At 33.9% G+C, this 23008-nt stretch carries 21 protein-coding genes; 8 read left to right on the top strand and 13 right to left on the bottom strand.

Annotated elements, in window-relative coordinates; translation table 11 throughout:
• Window positions 1-83: 83 nt before the first annotated feature.
• A complete protein-coding gene (locus tag PHR76_RS05320; RefSeq protein WP_300059303.1) occupies window positions 84-896 on the top strand; it encodes a purine-nucleoside phosphorylase in 813 nt (270 codons plus the stop codon).
• Window positions 897-945: 49 nt separating this feature from the next.
• On the opposite strand, the gene PHR76_RS05315 is transcribed toward PHR76_RS05320, so the two are convergent.
• From PHR76_RS05315 to recF, 9 genes are all read right to left on the bottom strand, one after another.
• On the bottom strand, window positions 946-3120 hold the full coding sequence (locus PHR76_RS05315; RefSeq protein ID WP_300059301.1) for an ATP-binding protein: 2175 nt from the start codon (window positions 3118-3120) through the stop codon (window positions 946-948).
• A 37-nt stretch (window positions 3121-3157) separates the two neighbouring features.
• Complete coding sequence (gene gap, locus PHR76_RS05310; RefSeq protein ID WP_300059300.1) at window positions 3158-4147, bottom strand: type I glyceraldehyde-3-phosphate dehydrogenase; 990 nt, start codon at window positions 4145-4147, stop codon at window positions 3158-3160.
• A 15-nt stretch (window positions 4148-4162) separates the two neighbouring features.
• On the bottom strand, window positions 4163-5035 hold the full coding sequence (gene lipA, locus PHR76_RS05305; RefSeq protein ID WP_300059298.1) for a lipoyl synthase: 873 nt from the start codon (window positions 5033-5035) through the stop codon (window positions 4163-4165).
• A 113-nt stretch (window positions 5036-5148) separates the two neighbouring features.
• A complete protein-coding gene (locus PHR76_RS05300; protein WP_300059296.1) occupies window positions 5149-5700 on the bottom strand; it encodes a sigma-70 family RNA polymerase sigma factor in 552 nt (183 codons plus the stop codon).
• Window positions 5691-6797 (bottom strand): glycosyltransferase, encoded by a 1107-nt coding sequence (locus tag PHR76_RS05295; RefSeq protein ID WP_300059294.1) that lies wholly within the window; start codon window positions 6795-6797, stop codon window positions 5691-5693. Before PHR76_RS05295 ends, PHR76_RS05300 begins: the two co-directional genes overlap by 10 nt.
• Before the next feature lie 14 nt (window positions 6798-6811).
• On the bottom strand, window positions 6812-7015 hold the full coding sequence (locus PHR76_RS05290) for a membrane or secreted protein (RefSeq protein WP_300059292.1): 204 nt from the start codon (window positions 7013-7015) through the stop codon (window positions 6812-6814).
• A gap of 98 nt (window positions 7016-7113) precedes the next feature.
• Window positions 7114-8148, bottom strand: a complete 1035-nt coding sequence (murB, locus tag PHR76_RS05285; RefSeq protein ID WP_300059386.1) for a UDP-N-acetylmuramate dehydrogenase — start codon at window positions 8146-8148, stop codon at window positions 7114-7116.
• Window positions 8141-8815, bottom strand: coding sequence for a DUF2461 domain-containing protein (locus PHR76_RS05280; protein ID WP_300059290.1), 675 nt, complete (start codon window positions 8813-8815; stop codon window positions 8141-8143). The genes murB and PHR76_RS05280 overlap by 8 nt, the downstream gene beginning before the upstream one ends.
• Entirely contained in the window at window positions 8812-9891 is a 1080-nt protein-coding gene (gene recF / locus PHR76_RS05275) for a DNA replication and repair protein RecF (RefSeq protein WP_300059384.1), read from the bottom strand. Before recF ends, PHR76_RS05280 begins: the two co-directional genes overlap by 4 nt.
• 169 nt (window positions 9892-10060) lie before the next feature.
• Here recF and PHR76_RS05270 point away from each other — a divergent pair, with 169 nt between their 5' ends.
• The 7 genes from PHR76_RS05270 to PHR76_RS05235 all read left to right on the top strand — a co-directional run bounded on the left by PHR76_RS05270 (window position 10061) and on the right by PHR76_RS05235 (window position 19478).
• On the top strand, window positions 10061-10837 hold the full coding sequence (locus PHR76_RS05270) for a tetratricopeptide repeat protein (RefSeq protein WP_300059288.1): 777 nt from the start codon (window positions 10061-10063) through the stop codon (window positions 10835-10837).
• Window positions 10838-10843: 6 nt separating this feature from the next.
• The gene (ribH, locus tag PHR76_RS05265; RefSeq protein ID WP_300059286.1) at window positions 10844-11323 is read left to right on the top strand and encodes a 6,7-dimethyl-8-ribityllumazine synthase; all 480 of its coding nucleotides are present in this window, start codon (window positions 10844-10846) and stop codon (window positions 11321-11323) included.
• 141 nt (window positions 11324-11464) lie between these two features.
• Entirely contained in the window at window positions 11465-14422 is a 2958-nt protein-coding gene (locus PHR76_RS05260; protein WP_300059284.1) for a T9SS type B sorting domain-containing protein, read from the top strand.
• Between the two features lie 407 nt (window positions 14423-14829).
• Window positions 14830-16683, top strand: coding sequence for a DNA mismatch repair endonuclease MutL (gene mutL, locus PHR76_RS05250; protein WP_300059282.1), 1854 nt, complete (start codon window positions 14830-14832; stop codon window positions 16681-16683).
• The gene (locus PHR76_RS05245) at window positions 16680-17501 is read left to right on the top strand and encodes a rhomboid family intramembrane serine protease (protein WP_300059281.1); all 822 of its coding nucleotides are present in this window, start codon (window positions 16680-16682) and stop codon (window positions 17499-17501) included. Before mutL ends, PHR76_RS05245 begins: the two co-directional genes overlap by 4 nt.
• Before the next feature lie 13 nt (window positions 17502-17514).
• On the top strand, window positions 17515-18387 hold the full coding sequence (locus PHR76_RS05240) for a rhomboid family intramembrane serine protease (protein WP_300059279.1): 873 nt from the start codon (window positions 17515-17517) through the stop codon (window positions 18385-18387).
• A gap of 35 nt (window positions 18388-18422) precedes the next feature.
• Window positions 18423-19478: an endonuclease/exonuclease/phosphatase family protein gene (locus tag PHR76_RS05235; protein WP_300059277.1), complete on the top strand. Its 1056-nt coding sequence runs from the start codon at window positions 18423-18425 to the stop codon at window positions 19476-19478.
• Between the two features lies 1 nt (window position 19479).
• On the opposite strand, the gene PHR76_RS05230 is transcribed toward PHR76_RS05235, so the two are convergent.
• The 4 genes from PHR76_RS05230 to PHR76_RS05215 all read right to left on the bottom strand — a co-directional run bounded on the left by PHR76_RS05230 (window position 19480) and on the right by PHR76_RS05215 (window position 22977).
• A complete protein-coding gene (locus PHR76_RS05230; protein WP_300059275.1) occupies window positions 19480-20091 on the bottom strand; it encodes a WbqC family protein in 612 nt (203 codons plus the stop codon).
• Between the two features lie 11 nt (window positions 20092-20102).
• Window positions 20103-21653, bottom strand: coding sequence for a signal peptidase I (gene lepB / locus PHR76_RS05225; protein ID WP_300059274.1), 1551 nt, complete (start codon window positions 21651-21653; stop codon window positions 20103-20105).
• 95 nt (window positions 21654-21748) lie between these two features.
• Window positions 21749-22453 carry a 4-hydroxy-tetrahydrodipicolinate reductase gene (dapB, locus tag PHR76_RS05220; protein ID WP_300059272.1) on the bottom strand — a complete coding sequence of 235 codons (705 nt, stop codon included), beginning with the start codon at window positions 22451-22453 and terminating at the stop codon, window positions 21749-21751.
• Entirely contained in the window at window positions 22453-22977 is a 525-nt protein-coding gene (locus tag PHR76_RS05215; RefSeq protein ID WP_300059270.1) for a DUF5683 domain-containing protein, read from the bottom strand. The genes dapB and PHR76_RS05215 overlap by 1 nt, the downstream gene beginning before the upstream one ends.
• Window positions 22978-23008 lie beyond the last annotated feature (31 nt).

Genomic DNA, 23008 nt, shown 5'->3' with positions numbered 1-23008 from the left:
AGCTCAATGAGTAAAATCAGTTTGAGCTTTTATTTTGCGTGCGAATGTTTGAATATTTATTGAAAATTAAAAAGAAATTAGTCATGTGGGAGAAAGTACAAGAGACAGCTAAGTTTTTAAAAGAAGTAACGAATTATTCACCTGAATTTGGTGTTATTTTGGGTTCTGGTCTAGGTTCATTTACTGATGATATGGTTATAGAACATACGATTTTGTATGCCGACATTCCAAATTTCCCTGTTTCTACCGTTAAAGGACATCAAGGAGCTTTGGTTTTTGGTAAAATTGGGAACAAACAGGTTGTAGCCATGCAAGGAAGGTTTCATTATTATGAAGGGTACGATATGAAAACGGTAACTTTTCCTGTTCGTGTGATGAAATATTTAGGGATTAATACAATGATTGTGTCTAATGCTTCAGGCGGTGTTAATCCGAATTACAAAGTGGGTGACGTGGTATTAATAAAAGATCACATTAATATGTTTCCCGACCATCCTTTGCGGGGAACTAATGACGAACGTTTTGGACCGCGGTTTGTGAATATGAGTGAGCCTTATTCAAGAATCCTACAGAAAAAAGCAAAAGAAATTGCTTTGCAACATGGAATTGATTTAAAAGAAGGCATCTATTTAGGTTTACAAGGGCCAACTTTTGAAACCTTGGCCGAATATAAAATGGTTAAAATTGTGGGTGCCGATTGTGTGGGAATGTCTACCGTGCCAGAAGTTATTGTAGCCCGTCACATGGAACTAGAATGTCTTGGGATATCGGTAATTACCGACATGGGCGATGAACACAATATAGATGAAGTTAGTCACGAGGAAGTGCTTGAAGCAGCTAAAAAAGCCGAGCCAAATGTTCGGAAATTGATAAAAGAATTTATAGTAAGCTTTTAAAAAAAAACGAATAAAAAACACTTGCGATGATTGAATTTCAAGTGTTTTTTTATGCCAATTGATTAGCAATTACTTTATAGAAATTATCAGGATTAAATGGTTTTGTTACGACATCATTCATTCCAAAAGAAAGTAACATCTCTCTATTTTCATTTAAGGATATCGCCGTTAAAGCAATTACAGGAATAACTTTATTAAACTCCCTGATTCTTTGTGTTGCAACTGTTCCGTTAATTCCAGGTAAATGCACATCCATCAAAATTAAGTCATACGGCGTGCTTCGAACCATTTCAATGGAGTTTTCGCCATTATCAATCAACTCGCAAACCATACCTTTATTTTCTAGCATTTTTTTGGTAATCATTTGATTGATTTTGTTGTCTTCTACTACTAAAACTTTTTTACCCACAAAAATCGATTCGTCATATTGTTTTTTATTGTCCACAATGGTTTGTTGACCTAGTTTAAAATCAACAATAAATGAAAAAGTAGAGCCAATTCCTTCTGAACTCGTTAGTTTAATTTTTCCGCCCAATAAACTCACTAATCTTTTTACAATGGCTAAGCCTAAACCTGTGCCGCCATATTTTCGATTAATTTCAACCGAACCTTGTGCAAAACTTTCAAAAATAGAGAGTTGTTTTTCAGGAGGAATACCAATTCCGGTATCCGTAATTTCAAAAAGAAGCGTAGTAATTTCATTTTCTGTTTTTATTACCGTAGTTGTAATTGTTACTTTGCCATCTTTTGTGAATTTTAAAGCATTGTTAATTAGGTTAATAAAAATCTGAGAGAGTTTGGTTGGGTCGCCAATTAAATTTTCTGGAATTTCACCATTCAATTCAATATTAAAATCATTGTTGTTTTTTCTGGCTAAATCTTTAAAGGAATTAAAAATATCTTGTAGTAACTGTTTGATATTGAGGTTGATTTGTTCAACTTCAATGTTGTCACTTTCAACACGGTTAATTTCTAAAATGTCGTTGATGAAAGTTAATAAATAATCGCCAGAGAATTTTAAAGACGTTAAATATTGCAGTTGTGATTTTTTCGGATTTTCTTCTATCAATAAATGGGTAATTCCATTAATGGCATTTAAAGGTGTTCGCAATTCATGACTCACGGTCGATAAAAATTCAGCTCTTGCTTTAGAAGCTTTTTCTGCTTTGTCTTTAGAAATTTGTAATTCTTGATTTTTATCTTGCAGTTGTTTGTTTGATTGACTTCGAATAATGTTGTTTTTATACAACGACAAACTCAATAAAGACAAGATTGAAATCAAGGCAATACTCAAAATACTAATTAGTTTAGAGAATTTATTGGCACGCTGTTGTTCCTTGTTTTCCCGATTCATTTGGTCTATCGACTTTAATTGCTCGGCTTGTTTAAAGCTTAAAAAGTCTTCCGTTCCAACGCGTTTACTATTGATTTCTTTGATACTGTCGCGAATGCGTAAATGCTGCTTGATGTATTTAAATGAATTGGGAATGTCAATCATTTTTTCATACACTTCACTCATGGATTTAGCTACATTGGCCTGAAGTTCATAATTTTTGTTTTTGACACTCAAATCCATTGCTCGATTCATGTAGTTTAAGGCCAGGTTATTACGATTTCCCTCTGCTTCAATTAGGCCAATCTGATATAAAGCTTGTGCTTTAGTTCTAAAATGGTCTTCTTCATCTGGTTTTACAACTATCGTATTAAAGATGGATAAAGCCAATTGATTTTCGCCTTTTGCTCGATAAACTATTCCTTTTTGAAGATTTACTAATTCTTTAGCTTCTGCAATTTCAATCGTTTCATAAATATCTTCGGCTTGTTTAAAATAATATTCGGCTTTTGAATAATCTTTGATTTCTACATAACAAACCCCTAGATTATATAAAGCATACGCCTGATTGGAAGACGGTTTTTGCGTGGTATACAACTGAATGCTTTTGTCATAGGTTTGTATGGCATCTTGAATTTTTTTAAGCTCAAAATAGACGCTTCCTAAAAATGAATAAGCATCAGCCTGTGCTTGAATATCTTGTTTCTTTTCGGCAAATTCAATGGCTTTTTGGATGTAATCTTGTGAACTTCTAAAGTTGTTGTTTTTTTTATGAAAATTGGCCAGTTCAATGTAATAGTTAGTGCTGTCTAATGGCTCAGTCGCATTAGTTTTTTTTTGAGCATGAACTGCTACAGAAAGAAAAAGAAAAAGTACAAGGAATTGCTTCATAAAAGAAGGGACGCTTTTTATTAAAGTATAAATTTAATTATTTATTTGAAATATACCGTATTAAGTCGATAATTCTTGAAGAATAACCAATTTCATTATCATACCATCCTACAACCTTAACCATTTTATCTATAACAGAAGTCAATTGAGCATCAAATAAACACGAATTTGAATTGCCAATAATATCAACAGAAACAATGGGATCTTCTGTATAGGCTAAGATTCCGTATAATTCTTTTTCGGCAGCTGACTTAAAACGTTGATTTATTTTTTCAATCGAGGCTTCGCGTGATACATAACATGTAATATCGGTTAAAGAACCATTCGAAACGGGAACGCGAATTCCGCTTCCTCCTAATTTTCCTTCTAAATTCGGAAAAATTTTGGTTAATGCTTTTGCCGCTCCAGTTGTCGTAGGCACGATAGATTGTGCTGCACCGCGAGCTCTTCGCAAATCTTTGTGTGGTTGGTCATGCAAACTTTGGTCAGTGGTATAGGAGTGAACCGTCGTAATATAAGCTTGTTCTATGCCGCAAAGTTCATCGATGATTTTTATCATTGGAGCCGCATTGTTAGTCGTACAACTCGCATTGGAAACAATCAATTCCGTTCCGTCTAAAATAGATTCGTTGACACCCAAAACCACCGTTTTAATTTTATCATCTTCGGGTGGAGCAGATAAAATGACTTTTTTTGCTCCCGCTTTAAGGTGAGCCTTAGCCGCTTCGTAGGTTTTAAATTTTCCCGTCGCTTCAATGACAAAATCAATTCCATTCCAATCTAGATTTTCAATCGCTTTTTCAGAATAAAATCGGTATTTTTTTTTGTTTACGATGAGATGATGATCATCAAAGGAAACGGTTTCAGGTAAAATTCCGTGAATGCTATCATATTTTAATAAGTGTGCCATCGTTTTAGCATCCGATAAATCATTGATGGCCACAACTTCTATCGTGGGATGATTTAACAATAATCGGAAAACATTTCTTCCGATGCGACCAAAACCATTGATTGTTACTTTTACCATTTGTTTATAGTGAATCTACAAAATATGTTTTTGAGCATGATAAGAAGAACGCACTAAGGCACCACTTTCCACGTGTCTAAAACCAAGTTCTTTGCCGAATACTTCATATTTCTTAAACTGTTCAGGCGTAATAAACTCTTTCACGGGCAAATGTTTCTTGCTCGGTTGCAAGTATTGACCAATGGTCACAATATCCACATTTACAGCACGGAGTTCTCGCATCGTTTCCATCACTTCGTCTTCGGTTTCACCTAAGCCAAGCATGATTCCTGATTTGGTTCGTTTAATGCCTTGTGCTTTTAAGTAACGCAAGACTTCTAAACTTCTATCGTATTTTGCCTGAATGCGGACTTCACGCGTTAGTCGACGCACGGTTTCAATATTATGCGAAACCACTTCAGGATTAGCTTCAATAATTCGGTCGATGTTACGTTCGTTTCCTTGAAAATCTGGAATTAAGGTCTCCAAAGTCGTTTCTGGATTCATTCGTCTAATCGCTTCAATGGTTTCAATCCAAATGATAGAACCCATGTCTTTTAAATCATCCCGGTCCACACTCGTGATTACGGCATGTTTGATGTTCATAATTTTGATAGAACGAGCTACTTTCTCAGGCTCATCCCAATCTACCGTTTCAGGACGTCCTGTTTTTACGCCACAGAAACCGCAAGAACGCGTACAAATATTACCTAAAATCATAAAGGTTGCCGTTCCTTCTCCCCAACATTCGCCCATATTTGGGCAACTGCCCGCAGTGCAAATGGTGTTTAAACTGTATTTGTCTACCAAACCGCGAAGTTCAGTATATTTTTTTCCGGTTGGTAGTTTAACACGTAACCATTTTGGCTTTCCAATTGGCGGTTGAACGGTTTCTAAAACAGTATTCATGGTGCAATTTTTATGAAAAACAAAGGTAATAAAGATTAATGAAACAGCCGTACTGATTAAATCAAAAAAAAATTAGGGCAAAAGGAGCACTTCAGTATAAAACGAGAAAGAAATTATTTTTTGCCTTGAATAATGGCGGCTAATAATTTTTTTGCTCGAAGCAGCTTAATTTTTACATTGCTCAGCGGTTCATGGACTTGTTCTGCAATTTCTTGATAAGTTAATTCTTGAAAATAACGGAGCTGTATCACTTCTTGATAATGTGGCTTTAATTCTTTGATGTAGCGAAGCAAACGCGAAAGATTTTGCTCGGTGATGAGTTTGTCTTCTGCAGAAGGGGTTGTGTCTGCAATGGTATAGGCGTGTTGATTTTCTTCATCGTTAAGTTCGACAAAAAAAGAAATTTTCTTTTTCCGAAGCATGTCAATATGCACGTTTTTAGCAATAGCAATTAACCAAGTGTTGAATTGATATTCTGGATTGTAGCTCGCAATTTTGTCAAACGCTTTTGCAAAGGTTTCAATGGTAATGTCTTCGGCATCGGTTTCATTTTCAGTACGTTTAAGCATAAATCCATAGACCTCATTCCAATACTTGTCCAATAAAGAAGTAAAGGCAACTTGGTCGCCTGTAATGGCTTTTTCAATTATTTTAGTTACTTCCAATGCACCGGTTTTGAAAATAGATTAGTGAAAAACACATTTAAATGCGTGAAAAGCAATGCGATTTCCATAATTGGAAACCAGTAAATAGTATCTTTTTCGTTCAATTTACTCGCAGCAAATCCCATCGATGTCCAAGCAAATGCATACCGAACTGCGATGATTCCCAACACGAAAAGCCATTGAAATTGACTAATTAACAAAATAATGGAAAGCATGATAAAGGTGAATTGCGATAGGAAAAAGAGTCCTAGTTGCATGCGATCAAACGACTTATAATAGGTTGCGGTAGAAACATGACGGCGTTTTTGTGTAAACCAAGCTGCAAAAGAGGTTTTTGGCATCGAATAGGTAAAACTATCTTTTGAAAAACAAATTGTTGTGTTTTCTTTGTTGGAGGCTTGATTAATAAATAAATCATCGTCACCCGACCGCAATTTTATATGGTCAATAAAACCATTTACATTAAAAAACACTTCTCTTTTGTAGGCTAAATTTCGGCCAACACCCATATACGGTTTTCCGGTTTTTGCCCATCCAAAATATTGTGTGGCAGTCAATAAGGTTTCAAAACGAATGAGTTTATTTAAAAACGAATGGGGTATTTTTTCATAAGCTCCGTATCCTAAAACGATGGATTTTTTCATGGTAAATTGCGAGCTCATTTCTTTAATCCAATTGTTGGAATTCGGATAACAATCAGCATCCGTAAATAAGAGATATTCGTATTTGGCGGCTTTGATTCCAAGGGTTAAAGCAAATTTTTTGTTTCCCCAAAAGGCTTCATTATTAACTACTTTTACTAATTTGATACGAGAATTTTGCTTTTCAAATTCTTCTAATAAATCTAATGTTTCATCGGTGGAAGAGTCGTCAATCAAGACAATTTCATATTCAGGATAATCTTGTTCTAATAAAAGAGGAACAAATTTTTTGATGTTTTCTGCTTCATTTTTAGCACAGACAATCACAGAAATTGGAATTCTTTTCGGATTGGTTTTGACCACTTTTGAAAAAGAAAAATTACCAAAAACTGCTACATAATAGAGTAATTGAATGAAAACTACTCCAATCAAACTATAAAATAAAAGGTCGAACATCGTGATGAATTAAATTAGGATTGAGTAGGTTCTGAACAATCTTTCATTTGCTCAGGGGTTTTTCCACAATAGCCACAATTATCACCATCTTTATTTAAAAACGGACTTTGACTGGCACAAGTTCCCGAAAACTTGCCGTCCTTTTTAAGCCAAATTTTAATAGCAATTCCAGCAAATGCAACTGCTAGAAGTCCAATTGTAAGTAATATCAATTTCATTTTTGCATGTATTTTTCAGTACGCAAAGGTACAAAAAAGAGTTGATTTAAAGCAGTCTTATTAAGATGAAATTTAACAGTTTGTCTTGTTATTCAAAATTAAATTATATTCACTTCCGTTTCTATCGAAATACCATAAAGTGCCGTGATTGTCTTTTGAATCGTTTTCGCAACTTCCAAAATTTCTTGTCCAGTTGCTTGTCCATAATTAACCAAAACCAAAGCTTGGTTTTTATGAATTCCCGCATCACCAAACCGTTTTCCTTTAAAACCCGCTTGCTCTATCAGCCATCCCGCTGGGACTTTTACTTCGGTTTCCGAAATTTCATAAAAAGGCATTAATGGAAATTTTTGTTGAATTCCTTCAAAATCTTGCTTTGAAATTATTGGATTTTTAAAAAAACTTCCACTATTTCCTAACTCTTTAGGATCTGGCAATTTACTTTGTCGGATGGCAATCACCGCATCGCTCACGTTTTTTACAGTTGGGTTTGTAATTTGTTGCAAAGCTAATTCGGCTTCAATTGCTCCGTAAGAAGTCGTGAGTTTGTGATTCCTGTTGGTCAATTTAAAAGTCACTGAGGTAATGACAAATTGGTCTTTCACTTCGTTTTTAAAAACACTTTCGCGGTAAGCAAATTGACATTCTGGATTAGTGAATTTTACTTTTTCTTGTGTTTCAATTTCAATTGCTTCACAAGATTCAAAAGTATCTTTGATTTCTACGCCATACGCACCAATATTTTGGATTGGTGTGGTGCCAACATTTCCTGGAATTAAGGATAAATTTTCTAAACCACCTAGATTTTGCTCCAATGTCCATAAAACAAATTCATGCCAATTTTCTCCAGCTTGACTTTGCACCCAAGTAAAATCGTCATTTTGAGCGATAATTTTTTTTCCTTTTAAATCAATATGAATTACTAAAGCGTTGAGGTCTTGTGTGAGTAACATGTTGCTGCCTCCGCCCAAAATGAATTTCTCTTTTTGAGCGTATTTTTTTAACACAGCTACCAATTCTGCTTCTGTTTGAACAGCAACAAAGGCTTTCGCTTTTGCTTCTATACCAAACGTATTGTAGTTTTTTAATGAAAAATTTTCTAGAATTTCCATGAGATTTATGTCGTTAGTCAATTGTTTCCATTGCACGGTTCAAAAATACGTTCAATGGTTTTAAGAGGATTAATTTTTGTGCTATTTTTTTTGCAAAATCGGTATCGGTAAAAATAGTGTCTTCTATCGCATGCGTAGCCGTAAAACTTTTTAATTTTAAATGTTCAATAGCAGGATGAGTAGGCTCATAATCTTTGGGTGCTTTTTTCAATACATTCTGTGCTTCCCGATCTAATTCGCCATACACTTTTTTGAATATTGTATTTTCTAATATTTCTTCTAAATCTTCTTGAAAAAAAGCAATTTCTTTGCGAATTTTTTTCAAATCTTCCGTTTCAGGACAATAAACGCCACCGGCAATAAAGCTTTTTCCTTTTTCATAATGAAGATAATAACCCGGAGCATTTTTTTTGTTTTTATCGGTCGACAACCAAATGCCCATATTGGTTTTATATGGCGATTTGTCTTTAGAAAAGCGAATGTCGCGGTTGATTCGAAAAGTGCAATGTTTTATTTCTAAAGGTTCGAGTGAATGGTCAAGTGCTTTCATTTCTTGTAGCAAAGCAGCTATTAAACCATGGTATTCTTTTTTGAAAAGGTCATACTCTTTTTTGTGCTCATGAAACCACTCTTTTTGATTGTTATTTTTTAACTCTTCTAAAAAATGAAGTGTTTTGACTTGCATCATAATTTAAATATTTTGTAACTCTGGTGAGTCGATTTCACAATTTGTTCTGTTCTTTCTGGATGAGTATCCGAAATAAAAAGTTGGCCAAACTCTTCGTGGTTAACCATTTCTACAATTTTGCTTACGCGAAATTCATCTAATTTATCAAAAATATCATCAAAAAGCAAAACGGGTTTCTGGCCACTTTTTTTCTTTAAAAATTCGAATTGAGCTAATTTTAAAGCAATTAAAAAAGACTTTTGTTGTCCTTGTGAACCAAATTTTTTGATGGGAAACGCATCGATTTCAAAAGATAAATCATCTTTGTGAATTCCCACAGAGGTGTATTGCAGGGCTTTGTCTTTTGCCAGATTATCCTCAAAAAGGTCAATTAAAGGTTTGTCGAACAGCTGACTTTGGTAAATTAAATTCACTTGTTCTGCCGAATTTGTAATGGCATGATGGTGCTTGTTAAAAATAGGTAAAAAAGCTTCAATAAACTCTTTTCTTTTTTCAAAAATTGTTTGTCCTATCTCCTGTAATTGCTCATTATAAATCTGTAAGGTATCATTATCAAACGTTTGATTTAACGCAAAATATTTCAATAAGGCATTGCGTTGAATAATAATTTTTTGATATTTAATAAGGAAATTTAAATAGGTTAAATCCAATTGAGAAATAACACTATCCATAAATTTACGTCTGGTTTCACTTCCTTCAATAATTAAATCGTTATCGGCAGGAGAAATAATTACAAGCGGAATCAGTCCTAAATGTTCAGAAAACTTATCATACGCTTTACCGTTGCGTTTCAACATTTTCTTAAATCCTTTTTTTAAACTGCATACAATTTGCTCTTCCCGTTCATTTTTTTCAAAGTCGCCTTCTACTACAAAAAAATCTTCACCATGTTTGATATTTTGAATTGCCAACGGATTAAAATAGCTTTTTCCGTAAGCTAAATGATAAATGGCATCTAAAACATTGGTTTTTCCCACGCCATTTCTTCCCACAAAACAATTGATTTTAGAATCAAATTCAAATTGTGTTTCAGAAAAATTTTTATAATTAAAAAGTGAAATTCGCTTTAAAAACAAGGTGTGTCGTATTTGTTGGTGTTGTAATATTGATAGAAAATAGAATACAAAAGTAACTCGATTTACGAGATTTAAATAGTGTCTTTTCAAAATATTCAAAAATATCTCCTAAATTCCTTTTAAATAGGAATAAAAATTTTATTTTTGCGGCTCAATAAATTTAATATAAATGGCAACTTATAACAAGAGAGGCTTTAAAGCACCAAAACCGAAAGACGTAGAAGATATTGAAGCAAACATTGATGTGGATGCAAAAGACAGTACCACAGCAGGTGTTTTTAATACATTAGACGAAGGTGCTTCTAGAACAGAAGAATGGGTTGTTCAAAATCAAAAGTATATTTTTGGAATCGTTGGTGCAATTGCATTAATCACGATTGGTTATTTGATGTTTCAAAAATTTGTAACTGAACCAAAAGAAAATGATGCCGCAGAAGAAATGTTTACGGCTCAACAAAATTTTCAAAAAGCAGTAGATGGAACTACCGCTCAAGATAGTTTGTTTAAAGCAGCATTAAATGGAGTAGACGGAAAATTTGGTTTCATCAAAATTGCAGATGAATATTCTGGAACTGATGCAGGAAACTTAGCTAATTTTTATGCAGGTGTTTCTTTTTTAAATACGGGAGATAATACCAAAGCGATTGAATATTTAGATAAATTCAAATCGGATGATATGATTTTAAGCACCCAAGCGGTGGGCTTAATCGGAGATGCTTTTGCTCAGAAAAATCAATTGAAAGAAGCATTAGAATATTATGTAAAAGCAGCGAATATGAACGTGAACGATATGACAACGCCTATTTATTTACTAAAAGCTGGACAAACGGCTTTGACTTTAGGGAATAAAGCAGATGCATTGAAATATTTTAATGAAATTAAAGATAATTACGATACGGCTCCAGAAGCTCAAAATATTGATGGCTTAATCGGAATGGCACAATAAATAGCTATGGCTACTGAAAATAAGAATTTATCTCAATACGATAAAAACAGTCTCCCAAACGTTAGTCAACTTTCGTTTGGGATTGTTGTTTCAGAATGGAATGATGTCATTACCGAAGGACTTTATCAAGGAGCAATTGATACTTTATTAGATTGCGATGTAAATTCCCAAAATATCCTCCGTTGGAATGTTCCAGGTAGTTTTGAACTCATCTATGGCTGTAAAAAAATGATGGATAAATTCCCTCATTTATCTGGAATCATTGCTATTGGAAGTGTGATTCAAGGCGAAACCAAACATTTCGATTTTGTTTGTGAAGGCGTGACGCATGGTATCAAAGACTTAAACGTTTTAGGTAAAATACCTGTTGTTTTTTGTGTGCTAACCGATAATAATAGGCAACAATCATTAGATAGAAGTGGTGGAAAGCACGGAAACAAAGGCGTGGAAGCTGCCGTTGCTGCAATTAAAATGACTCAATTTTAACAGTTGTTTTCTTAATTCAAACTTTTTATTTTCCTACATTTATATATTCTTTCTAAAACGGAAAGTAAACTTTTCATTTTATTATTCAACTGATTTATTTTGATTAAAAAAATACTTTATATCCACTTGTTTTTGCTCACAATGGTAAGTTTTAGTCAAAATTTACCAAACGATTGTGTCAATTATATTCAGGTTTGCGATAATCAAAGCATTGCTTACAATGTTTCAGGTTATGGAATTCAAGAAATAATTCCGCCCTCCTGTGACGCACAAGAAAATAATTCTATTTGGTTTCGGGTCAATATTGAACAGTTTGGTGTTTTGAGTTTTGAGATAATTCCGGAAAGTGATGATATTGAAGAAGATTATGATTTTTGGATTTTTGGTCCTAATGTAACTTGTGGTAATTTAGGCTCTCCCATTAGATGTTCAACAACAAATCCAGCAGCAGCTGGGCAAGCGAATAATCATACGGGGTTAAAAAATTCTTCTTCAGATCTTTTTGAAGGACCAGGTGAAGATGGCGATAGTTTTGTTCGAAGCATTTCTGCAGCCACCGGAAGTAGTTATTTTATTGTAATTGATCGGCCTATTGGGAATTCACCATTTACGTTAAATTGGACAGGAACTGCAATTATCCAAAATCCATTTCAAAATTATGTTTTTGATGATTTTGAGGATGTAGAAATTTGTGATAACGGAAATGATAATAGTGAATTATTTGATTTTTCAACTTTGTCTGCCAATTATTTAGCGAGTACAAATGGCGAATTTACAATCACGTATCATCAAACTCAAGAAGATGCTGTTTTTAATAATTTACCATTAACGGGATTGGTTCCTGTAAGCAACGGTACTTACTATGCTCGAATTACTAACACGCTTACGGTTTGCTTTGAAACAAGAACTGTTGAAGTGATTTTGGGCGAAATTGAAGTCAATAATGTCATTATTTTGGTTTGTGAAAACAACCCTACGTTAGAAGCGACCGTTAATTTAACCAATTATGAATCACAAATTTATCAAGGAAGCCAAACGGTTAGTTTTACTTATTTTCCATCTGTATTAGATGCTGAAAACCTAACGAATGAAATTAACAATACAACTGCAATTTTACCGCTTGGTTTACATGAATTTGGTATTCGAGTGACTTATGGTGATTGTTTTTCGATAGCCTCTTTAACAATTGAGGTAAAAGCTAGACCAATTGTAAATACAAATGTTAGTTTAAAACAATGTGATGATGACTTAGATGGACTCAGTGCTTTTAATTTAACGGAAGCAAATTCCTTGCTGATGTCAAATCCGTTGGGTTTTACGTTTAAATATTATCCTACACTGCTAGCTGCTGAACAAGAAAATAATGTAATAACCAATCCAACACAATACACGAATCAAATTGCAGGATTAGATCAAGTTTTTGTGCGAATCACTAATACATTTGGTTGTTTTAAAATTGAAAAATTAGATTTAATTGTCACCACAACTTTAATTCCTTTAACGTTATTGCAAAATTATATTGCATGTGATGATTTAGCTTCGGGGTCTAACCAAGACGGAATAGCAACCTTTGATTTTAGTGGTTTTACAACAGATATTCTTACTTTGTTTCCTGTTGGACAACAATTGACAGTGAGTTATTATTCTTCGATTGAAGACGCTTTATCCGAAAGTAATGCCATTCAAGACCCAACTAATTTTACCAATACGTTTTCACCTTTTAGGCAGCCTATTTTTGTTAGAATTGAAAGTGATTTAAATAATGCATGCGTAGGCTTAGGACATCATATTGATTTACTAGTTGAACCGATTCCAATTGTTAATCCGATAGAAATTATCGTTTGTGATGATAATGATGATGGTTTGTTTAGTTTTGATACCTCGACGATTGAAAGTGATTTATTGAACGGACTAGCTAATGTTTCAGTTATTTATCTCGATGAAAACAATGTGGTTTTACCAAGCCCGTTACCTAATCCTTTCTTATCCACATCACAAATTATTCAAGCTACTGTTACAAATAATACGACTTTGGCCTGTTCATATCAAACAACAATTAAGTTTGTGGTTGATGTTTTACCTAAAGCAATTGGGGTTCCAATTGAATTAATTCAGCTTTGTGATGATGAAGTTGATCCGCTTTTTCAAGATGGAGTTTTAGCTTTTAATACGACTGGATTTCAAACAACCATTTTAGGAACCCAAACGGGAATGCTTGTAGAATATCGAGATGAAAATAATTTGCTATTGTCTAGTCCGTTGCCTAATCCGTTTGAAACAACTTCGCAAGTCATTACTGCCAAAGTGATTAATCCTAACAATACAACATGTTTTGCTACAGTTCAACTTCCTTTTATGGTATTTGAAACACCAAAAATTCAATTGGATGATGCGTTGCATTATGTTTGTAAAAACGATTCAACCCATACGGTGACACTTTCTGCTGGTTTGCTGAATGAAAATACGATAGCTGACTTTTCTTATCAATGGTTTTTAAATCAAACAGCTTTAGAAAACGAAACAAATTATACGATAACTACAAATCAATCGGGAATTTATACGGTTGAAGTAACTTCTGACGAAGATTGTCTCAAAACCCGAACGATACAAGTAGTGGATTCTGAAATTGCAATCTTAGAAAATATACAAATTAATGATTTAATAGCTGATAATTCAGTGGTCATCTTAGTCGCTGGTGTTGGAAATTATGTATATAGTTTAGATGATTTCTATTACCAAGAATCAAATGTTTTTTATGATGTAGAACCAGGTATTTTAACAGTTTATATCAAAGATTTACATCAATGTGGAGTTTTACCTGCACAAATTCAAGTTTTGGGAATTCAAACTTTTTTTACGCCAAATGGCGATGGATTCAATGATGTTTGGAGTATTCGCGGCATTTCACCAGCTTATCAAGTTGATTCTAAACTTTCTGTTTTCGACCGTTACGGAAAATTAATTTATCAGTTTAAACCGAGTTTGAAAAGTTGGGATGGTACTTTTAATGGCAGTGCTTTGCCCTCTGATGACTACTGGTTTGTATTAGAAATGGCTGATGGACGAACAGTAAAAGGTCATTTTTCCTTAAAAAGATAAAACCATTCTCTTTTTTGATACTTTTTGGTGTTGAAAACTAACAAAACTTTCACACAATCAAATTTTATAGTCCGTTGAGAATTCCTTAACTTTGAACGTTAAATGTATGGAACAATGATAAAGAAATCACTATTTAATTTGCCACGAAACAAAAGTTTCAATTATACTCCACGCTATTATGAAGGCAAGGAGCAAGGCAATATCTATGATTTTGATTCGAAGTTTCATAAAAATCGCGAAACAGTAAACTACAATGATTTTCGAGCTCATTGGTCGGATGCTCGAAATGAGAGCAGACACAGAGGAAATCGGCTTATTAATTTTCGATTACTCGCCATTGTACTCGTGTTAATTTTTATATTTTTAGTAATCATCGATTTCGATCTTTCCATTTTTAGCCAAAAATAATGTCGAGTATCATCCAATTACTTCCTGATCATGTTGCGAATCAAATTGCTGCTGGAGAAGTCGTTCAACGACCTGCTTCTGTAGTCAAAGAATTGTTGGAGAATGCCGTAGACGCTAAAGCAACCGACATTAAATTAATTATAAAAGATGCCGGAAAAGCACTGGTTCAAGTCATAGATAACGGAAACGGCATGAGCGTTACCGATGCTCGCATGTGTTTTGAACGCCATGCGACTTCTAAAATTCGTCAAGCAGAAGATTTATTTATCATTCAAACTAAAGGTTTTCGCGGGGAAGCGTTGGCCTCCATCGCCGCTATTGCACATGTGGAACTCAAAACCCGTCAAGAGGAGGAAGAATTAGGAACGCACATCATCATTGAAGGAAGTAAATTTATCGCTCAAGATCCTGCGGTTTTACCCAAAGGAACTTCTTTTGCAGTTAAAAATTTATTTTTTAATATTCCTGCTCGTCGCAATTTTCTCAAGTCGGAAACCGTAGAACACCGTCATATTTTAGACGAATTTCAACGAGTGGCATTGGCTCATCCAAACATTCATTTTACGTTTATTCACAACGGAAGTGAATTGTATAATTTGCCATCTTCCAATTTAAGACAACGCATCGTAGCTATTTTTTCTGGCAAAACAAATGAAAAATTAGTTCCCGTTGCAGAAGAAACAGAAATTGTTACGATTCATGGATTTGCTTCTAAACCAGAATTTTCAAAAAAGAGTAGGAGTGAGCAGTTCTTTTTTGTAAATAATCGTTTTATTAAAAGCGGTTATTTGCACCATGCAATTATGGCCGCCTACGAAGGATTGCTTAAAGAGGGAATGCAACCTGCTTATTTTATTTTTTTAGATGTTCCCGCAAACTCCATCGATATTAATATTCATCCAACTAAAACCGAAATCAAATTTGATGATGAACAAGCTTTATATGCAATACTTCGTGCTACCGTTAAACACAGTTTAGGGCAGTTTAATGTCGCTCCGGTTTTAGATTTTGAACGCGACCCGAATTTAGACACACCTTATGATTATTTGCGAAAAGAGGCAGCTTCACCGTTAATTCAAATGAACTCCGGTTTTAATCCGTTTTCGGAAGAAAAACAAACTAAAAGTTCTTGGGATTCGACCACTTATCGTGACCGAAAACCAGAAACAGCAAGTTGGGAAAGTTTATACGTTGGACTAAAAAACGATACCGCAGAACTAGATACGATTACTTTTGAACAAGAAGCGGTCACTAGTTCGTTGTTTCAATATTCTGATATAGAAGAAGTTAAAAACAGAACATATCAAATTCATAAAAAATACATTGTCAGTTCGATTAAGTCGGGGATGATGATTGTTGATCAACAACGGGCTCATCAACGAATTTTGTACGAACGGTATCTCAATAATATTACCGTTCAGCAAGCTTCTAGTCAACATTTACTTTTTCCTTTAGAATTATATTTTTCAACCAATGAAATCCAATTGATTCAAGAATTACAAGTCGCGTTAGAACATACAGGTTTTATTTTTGATGCTATTGGAGAAGATAAAATCAGCATTTCTGGAAAACCTATTCAAGTAAAAGATAGTGAAATTGCCATTCTTTTAGACCAATTAATTCATGATTTGCAATTTGGAATTCCCGATAGTGGTTTTAGTCAAAATGATACCATTGCCAAATCAATGGCTCGGAGTTTGGCTATTCAAACGGGAACTTATTTAACTGAAAAAGAACAAGAAAATATCGTAAACGGGCTCTTTGCTTGTAAAGACCCAAACGTTTCACCTTTTAATAAACCAACTTTCATCACCATTAGTGTGGAGGATATTGATAAAAATTTCATGATATGATGCGAATGACCGATACGGTGAAGCAATTAGTGATCATTAATGTGCTTTTTTATATTGCTTCCAATACCATTGCAATTGCCGCGAATGATTTATTAGCCATTCATTTTCCATTAAGCGATAGTTTTCATTGGTGGCAGCCTTTAACGCACATGTTTATGCATGCAGAAATGCCTAATTTGATGCATATTTTCTTTAATATGTTTGGATTAATCATGTTCGGCTCTGCTTTAGAACATTTTTGGGGATGGAAAAAGTTTTTGTTTTTTTATATCTCGTGCGGACTCGGAGCGGCCTTGATTCACATGGGAATGGAGTATTTTGCGTTTCAAAAAATTCTAGAAGCAACTGCCGATTTGCAATTGTCAGACGAAACGATTCACCAAATTATTAATGTCCCTTTTCGGGATGGAAATATGTATTCTGGTCAGAAATTAGCCGAAAATATTAAACCTATTTTAGAGCCTTTAGGAAAATATAATTTATTAAACGATACTAATTTCAAAGCTCTATTCGATGCCGCTGTGATTGCCGATGGTAGGGCAGTGGGTGCTTCTGGAGCTCTTTATGGAATTATCGTGGCCTTTGCCTTCATGTTTCCGAATGCCGAATTAATGTTGCTGTTTTTACCAATTCCTATCAAAGCAAAATACTTTGTTCCCGTTTTGGTTTTAGGCGATTTATTTATGGGATTAAAAGGCGATTCAATTTTTGGTGGAGGCGGAATTGCCCATTTTGCTCACGTTGGTGGAGCAGTGACGGGTTTAATTATGATGTGGATTTGGAAAAAAAATCAATTTAACGATAAACGTTGGAATTAATTTAAAAGAGTACATGAATTTTCTAGATGAAATAAAACAACAATACCGTCTTGGTGGTGTAACCGAAAAGCTAATTTATTGGAATGTGACCCTTTTTGCTATTCCATGGATCTTAACGGGTATTTTATCATTGTTTGGAATTCAGTTGGGATTCATGAACTATGTGAGTTTATCGTCCAATCCAACTGATTTGCTTTGGAAGCCTTGGTCTATATTTACTTACGCTTTTTTTCATGCGGATATTTTTCATATTCTTTTTAATTTAATCATTCTCAACTTTGTAGGAAGGTTGTTTTTAACGTTCTTCACCCAAAAACAATTATTGAGTTTGTATTTTATGGGCTTAATTTTTGCGGGTTTAATTTATATTTTAAGTTATTTGTTTTTTCCAGCTTTGGCCAATCAAGTAGTCACATTAATTGGAGCTTCTGGTGCGATTATGGCTGTTTTGTTTGGAGTTGCTACTTATGCTCCACAAATGCAGGTTCGTTTATTGCTTATCGGAAATATTCGACTTTGGCATATTGCCGTATTTTATGTAGTTGTGGATTTGATAAGTCTTTCGTTTTCTAATGTTGGAGGTCATATTGCTCATCTTGGTGGAGCGTTATTTGGTTATTTATACGCGAGCCAACTTCAGAAAGGAAATGATTTAACCAAAGGTTTTTCCTCGTTTATGGATTGGGTTGTTAATTTATTTCAACAAAACCATAAGACACCGTTCAAAAAAGTTCATAAAAATAACTCTTATACACAGCAAAAACATGCCGTAAAAGATAAATCACAACAGCAAATTGACGAAATTTTAGATAAAATTAGCCAATCGGGTTATGATAGCTTAACGAAAGAGGAAAAAGAGTTTTTATTTAAAGCAGGAAAAAATTAGTTGTAAAAAATTAAAATTTTAGTACATAAACGGAAATGAAAAACCTAAATTGGTTTAATAAAGCAATGTTTTTTCTTAATATAGTTTTGACTGTATTGACCTTTGTTGCTTATGTTTTACCTTTTCTGGCTCCAAAATTATTTCCTTTACTTTCGGTTTTAACATTGGTTTTGCCGCTCATGTTAATTTTAAATTTATTGTTTTTTATCTATTGGGTAATTCAATTTAAAAGACAAATGTTGCTTTCTGGCTTGGTTTTATTGTTGGGAATTACTTTTGTCAATAAATTCTATAAGTTTTCTGAAACTAACTTACCTATTGAAGAACAGGATTTTGTGGTGATGAGTTATAATGTTCGACTCTTCAATTTATATGATTGGATAAAACGAGACAACATCAGTAGTGAAATTTCTACTTTTATTAAAGAACAAAATCCAGATATTCTTTGTATTCAAGAATATTCTAAAAATAATGAAGTCGATTTTAGAATATATAAGTATAAATACATTTTTGTGGAAGGGAAAAACACGAAACTTGGTCAAGCTATTTTTTCAAAATATCCCATAGTTGATGAAGGGAATATTAAATTTCCAAATTCTACAAACAATGCCGTATTTGCCGATATCAAAAGAGGAAAAGATACGCTAAGAGTTTATAGTATTCATTTACAGTCGATTAAAATTACGCCAGACGTACATGAAATTGATGAAAATATTCAGGGTGTGACACAAATGCAATCGAAACGAATTTTAAGAAGAATGACAGCTTCATTTAAAACGCAACAACAACAAGCAGAAATTATTAAAAAACACAAATTAGATTGTAACTATCCCGTTATTATTTGTGGCGATTTAAATAATAGTGCGTTTTCTTATGTTTACCGAAATATAAAAGGTGATTTAAAAGATGCGTTTGAAGAAGCAGGTTCAGGCTTCGGAAAATCGTATGATTTTAAGTATTATCCTGGTCGAATTGATTATATTTTCACCGATAAAATATTTGCGGTAAAGCAGTTTTATACATTTTCGGATTTTATTAATTCAGACCATTTTCCTGTCGTGACTCGTTTGGCTTATAAAACAAAAGAATAAATTATAATTGAACTTTTTTTAAATAATCCAAGGCATAACGTCCTTCATTAAAAAGCAAATCCAATATACTCAAATTATTAATAAATCCATGTTTTTCTCCAAAAACCTGCGTATAAGGTTCGCAAACGGTCATGTCTTTTTTGCCATTGGCCAACTCTCTAAAGTCGACAAATGCTAGGTTTTCATGAAAATATTCTGTTGTTTTTTCTGCTGAAATGGCTATGCCTAAACAGTTATTGACAAGTTCAAAAACCGCCAAATTCAAATCCATTAAATAGTTATGATTTTGCTGAAAAAGCGGTTGAATATCATCTTCAAAATATTCAAAAAATGGAGAAGATCGATAACCTGCTTCCAATGATTTGAAATGTTGTTTTTGCCAATTAAAAGCCGATTCTATTTGAACATCTCTCGTTTTTTGACGATTTTGTTTGGAATGTACAATCGGAATATTCAATAACTGAATCCCATTCGGACTATAAATATAGGTTCTGTTCCGATTGGTTTGCTTCTGAAAATGATCTTCCATTTCAAAAGTTACTTGTTCCGCCTGAACCATAGCCGCATAATGACTAATCGATGGAAAATACGTGGGATAAAGTAGTGCGTTCATGCTAAAAAACCTTATTCTTCTGTTTTTTTCTTTCTTTTTCTGTAAATATCAAAACCAAACCAAGCCGCAACAGCTATCACAAAATAAATAAAGTAGGAAACAGGCTCTCCGCTACCACCAACAGTAGTAAACATTCTTTCCCATCGTATTTTATCGATTGCTTTACCCCAAGGTACATTTTGGTCTAAACTCATCCAGATAAATACCGGTTTTCCAACAATGTGATCAGCAGGAACATAACCCCAATAACGGCTGTCTTCAGAATTGTGGCGATTATCACCCATCATCCAGTAATAATCCATTTCAAAGGTATACGAATTGGCTACTTGTCCATTTATTCTAATTTCATCTCCATTAACTTGCAGATTTTTCTTTTCATAGTCGGTGATGATTTCTTTGTAAAACGGAAGTGTTTCTTTTGTTAACGCCACCGTTTTTCCCGCTTGCGGAATATAAATAGGACCATAATTATCGGCGTTCCAATCTTTTGTATGCGGAAACACATACTTATTTCCTTGGTTATCAATGACTTTCGTTACCGATTTGACCATCGGATTGTTGCGTAAACGAGCCACGTTTTCATCTGTTAAGGCCGAAAAAGTATATGAATTTTGAGAATTTACACGAATTCTATCTGTGATTTGTAATTCGTTAAAAATATATTCTTCATTAAATTGTGAGCCATCCGTTTCAACGTCATAAGAAAATTGAAGTCGCTGACGATCATGAAGTGGCAACATTTTACCATTTACATAAACATCACCTTTTATAATTTGTAAACTATCACCCGGAATTCCAACACAACGTTTAACATAATTTGATTTCTTATCTAAAGGTTTATCAGCTCTTCTGCCAGAACGGTCAAAGAATTTATAAACAGTATCTTTTGGCCAATTGAATACTACAATATCATTTCTTTCTACATTTTCTAGTCCCGGTAAACGGAACGAAGGCAATTGTGGCCAACTTAAATAGGATTTGGATTTTACAAAAGGGATACTGTCATGCACCATTGGTAAAGCAACTGCAGTAGTTGGTGTTCTGGCTCCGTAATGAAATTTGCTTACAAAAAGGAAATCACCAATCAATAACGATTTTTCTAAGGAAGAAGTCGGAATGGTAAAGGGTTGCATGACATAAGTATGCACGGTGGTGGCCACTACGATGGCAAATAAAATAGAACTCACAAAATCGGCTGTGGCATTTTTAGGATGCAACGAACGGTCTTTAATGTGCTGCACATCTTGTGTATAATTGACGTAATAAACGTATAATCCAAGAGTGATTATTCCTAAAAAAGTATCAAGTTGTGAGTTTTTACCGAAGCTGCGTAGCGTCTCCACCCAAATAACCGGAAACATAATCAAATTAATAATCGGAATGAATAATAAAAAAGTCCACCACCAAGGGCGATTAATTATTTTCATTAAAATAACGGCATTATAAACCGGAATGGCCGCTTCCCAAGCTTGGCGACCTGCTTTTTGATATAATTTCCATGTTCCTAAATAATGAACGATTTGAATGACTAAGAAAAAAAGAAACCACTGATATAATGTCATGGTACGCTATTTTAGTTTATACTATTTTTGTGCTTTATCAGTAATAAGTTACTCGAAAAAGAGATTTGTTACTGCTTTAACGTTTAATTATGTTTTTAATTTTTTAAATCTAAGACATCTTTCATTGTAAAAACACCTGTTTTTCCAATAATCCATTCAGCGGCTATAATTGCTCCAAAAGCAAAACCATCACGACTATGTGCGGTATGTTTAATTTCAATTGTATCAACTGCCGAAGAATAAAAAACGGAATGAGTTCCGGGCACAGCATCTATCCGCTTGACGTCAATAAATAAATCTTCTTTTGCTGGGTTTTCTATTGACCAGCTATTTTTTTGCGTATGATTGATGATAGAATTTGCCAATGAAATCGCAGTTCCACTTGGTTTGTCTAATTTTTGTGTATGATGAATTTCTTCCATTTCAACATTATACTCCTTGAATTTGGCCATCATTTTTGCTAAATAATCGTTTAATTCAAAAAACAAATTAACACCTAAACTAAAATTAGAACCATAAATAAATGCTGCTTGATTAGCTTCGCAAAGGGTAACCATTTTATGATAATTTTCTAACCAACCGGTTGTTCCAGATACAATTGGAATTTTATTTTCTAAACAGTAAGAAATATTTTCTACGGCCGCTTCTGGGATACTAAAGTCTATGGCTACATCTGCTTGTTCCATTCCTTGAAAAGGACCATCAGCTGATCGGCGAACTACAATTTCATGACCGCGTTCTAAAGCAATTCGTTCAATCGCTTTTCCCATTTTTCCGTATCCTAAGAGAGCTATTTTCATTAGAAAGAATAATTTAAAACGAGTCCGATGTTATGTTTATTATTGAAGTCGTTGATATATAAATCAGGTTTTAAAGATAGTTTCTCATTTACATTAAATTGCAATAAATGAGCGTCTACATTAGCATCGATAATATTTAAAGCATAAACACCAAGCATGATCATCATCGATATATCACGATTTCTTTGATAAGTTCGTTGGGCATTAATAATCACATCGTTCGAATAAATACCAAAATATTTAGCTTCGGTATAACCTTCTAATCGTCTTTTGTAAATATCGCGAAATTCATGATACGATTTATTATTGTCGTTATAAAAATAAAAACCTGCGGCTAATCCACCATAAACAATTGGAATTTTCCAATATTTTTTATTGTAAGCTTGGCCTAAACCAGGCAAGATAGCCGAATAAAATGCGGCTTTAGAAGGAGCCAACGGATCAATTGGTTTGTAATGAGTAGTATCCAAGATAGTTTCTGCTTCCTCAATTTGAATTTGGGCTGTACCAAAAAATGTTCCCAAAAGGAAAATAAAATATAGTATGAATCTACCG

Origin of the sequence: Flavobacterium sp., assembly GCF_028689845.1 — a bacterium.
GTDB lineage: Bacteria > Bacteroidota > Bacteroidia > Flavobacteriales > Flavobacteriaceae > Flavobacterium.
The sequence above is the reverse complement of the archived record's forward strand: the minus strand, read 5'-3'. Positions and strand labels throughout refer to the sequence as shown.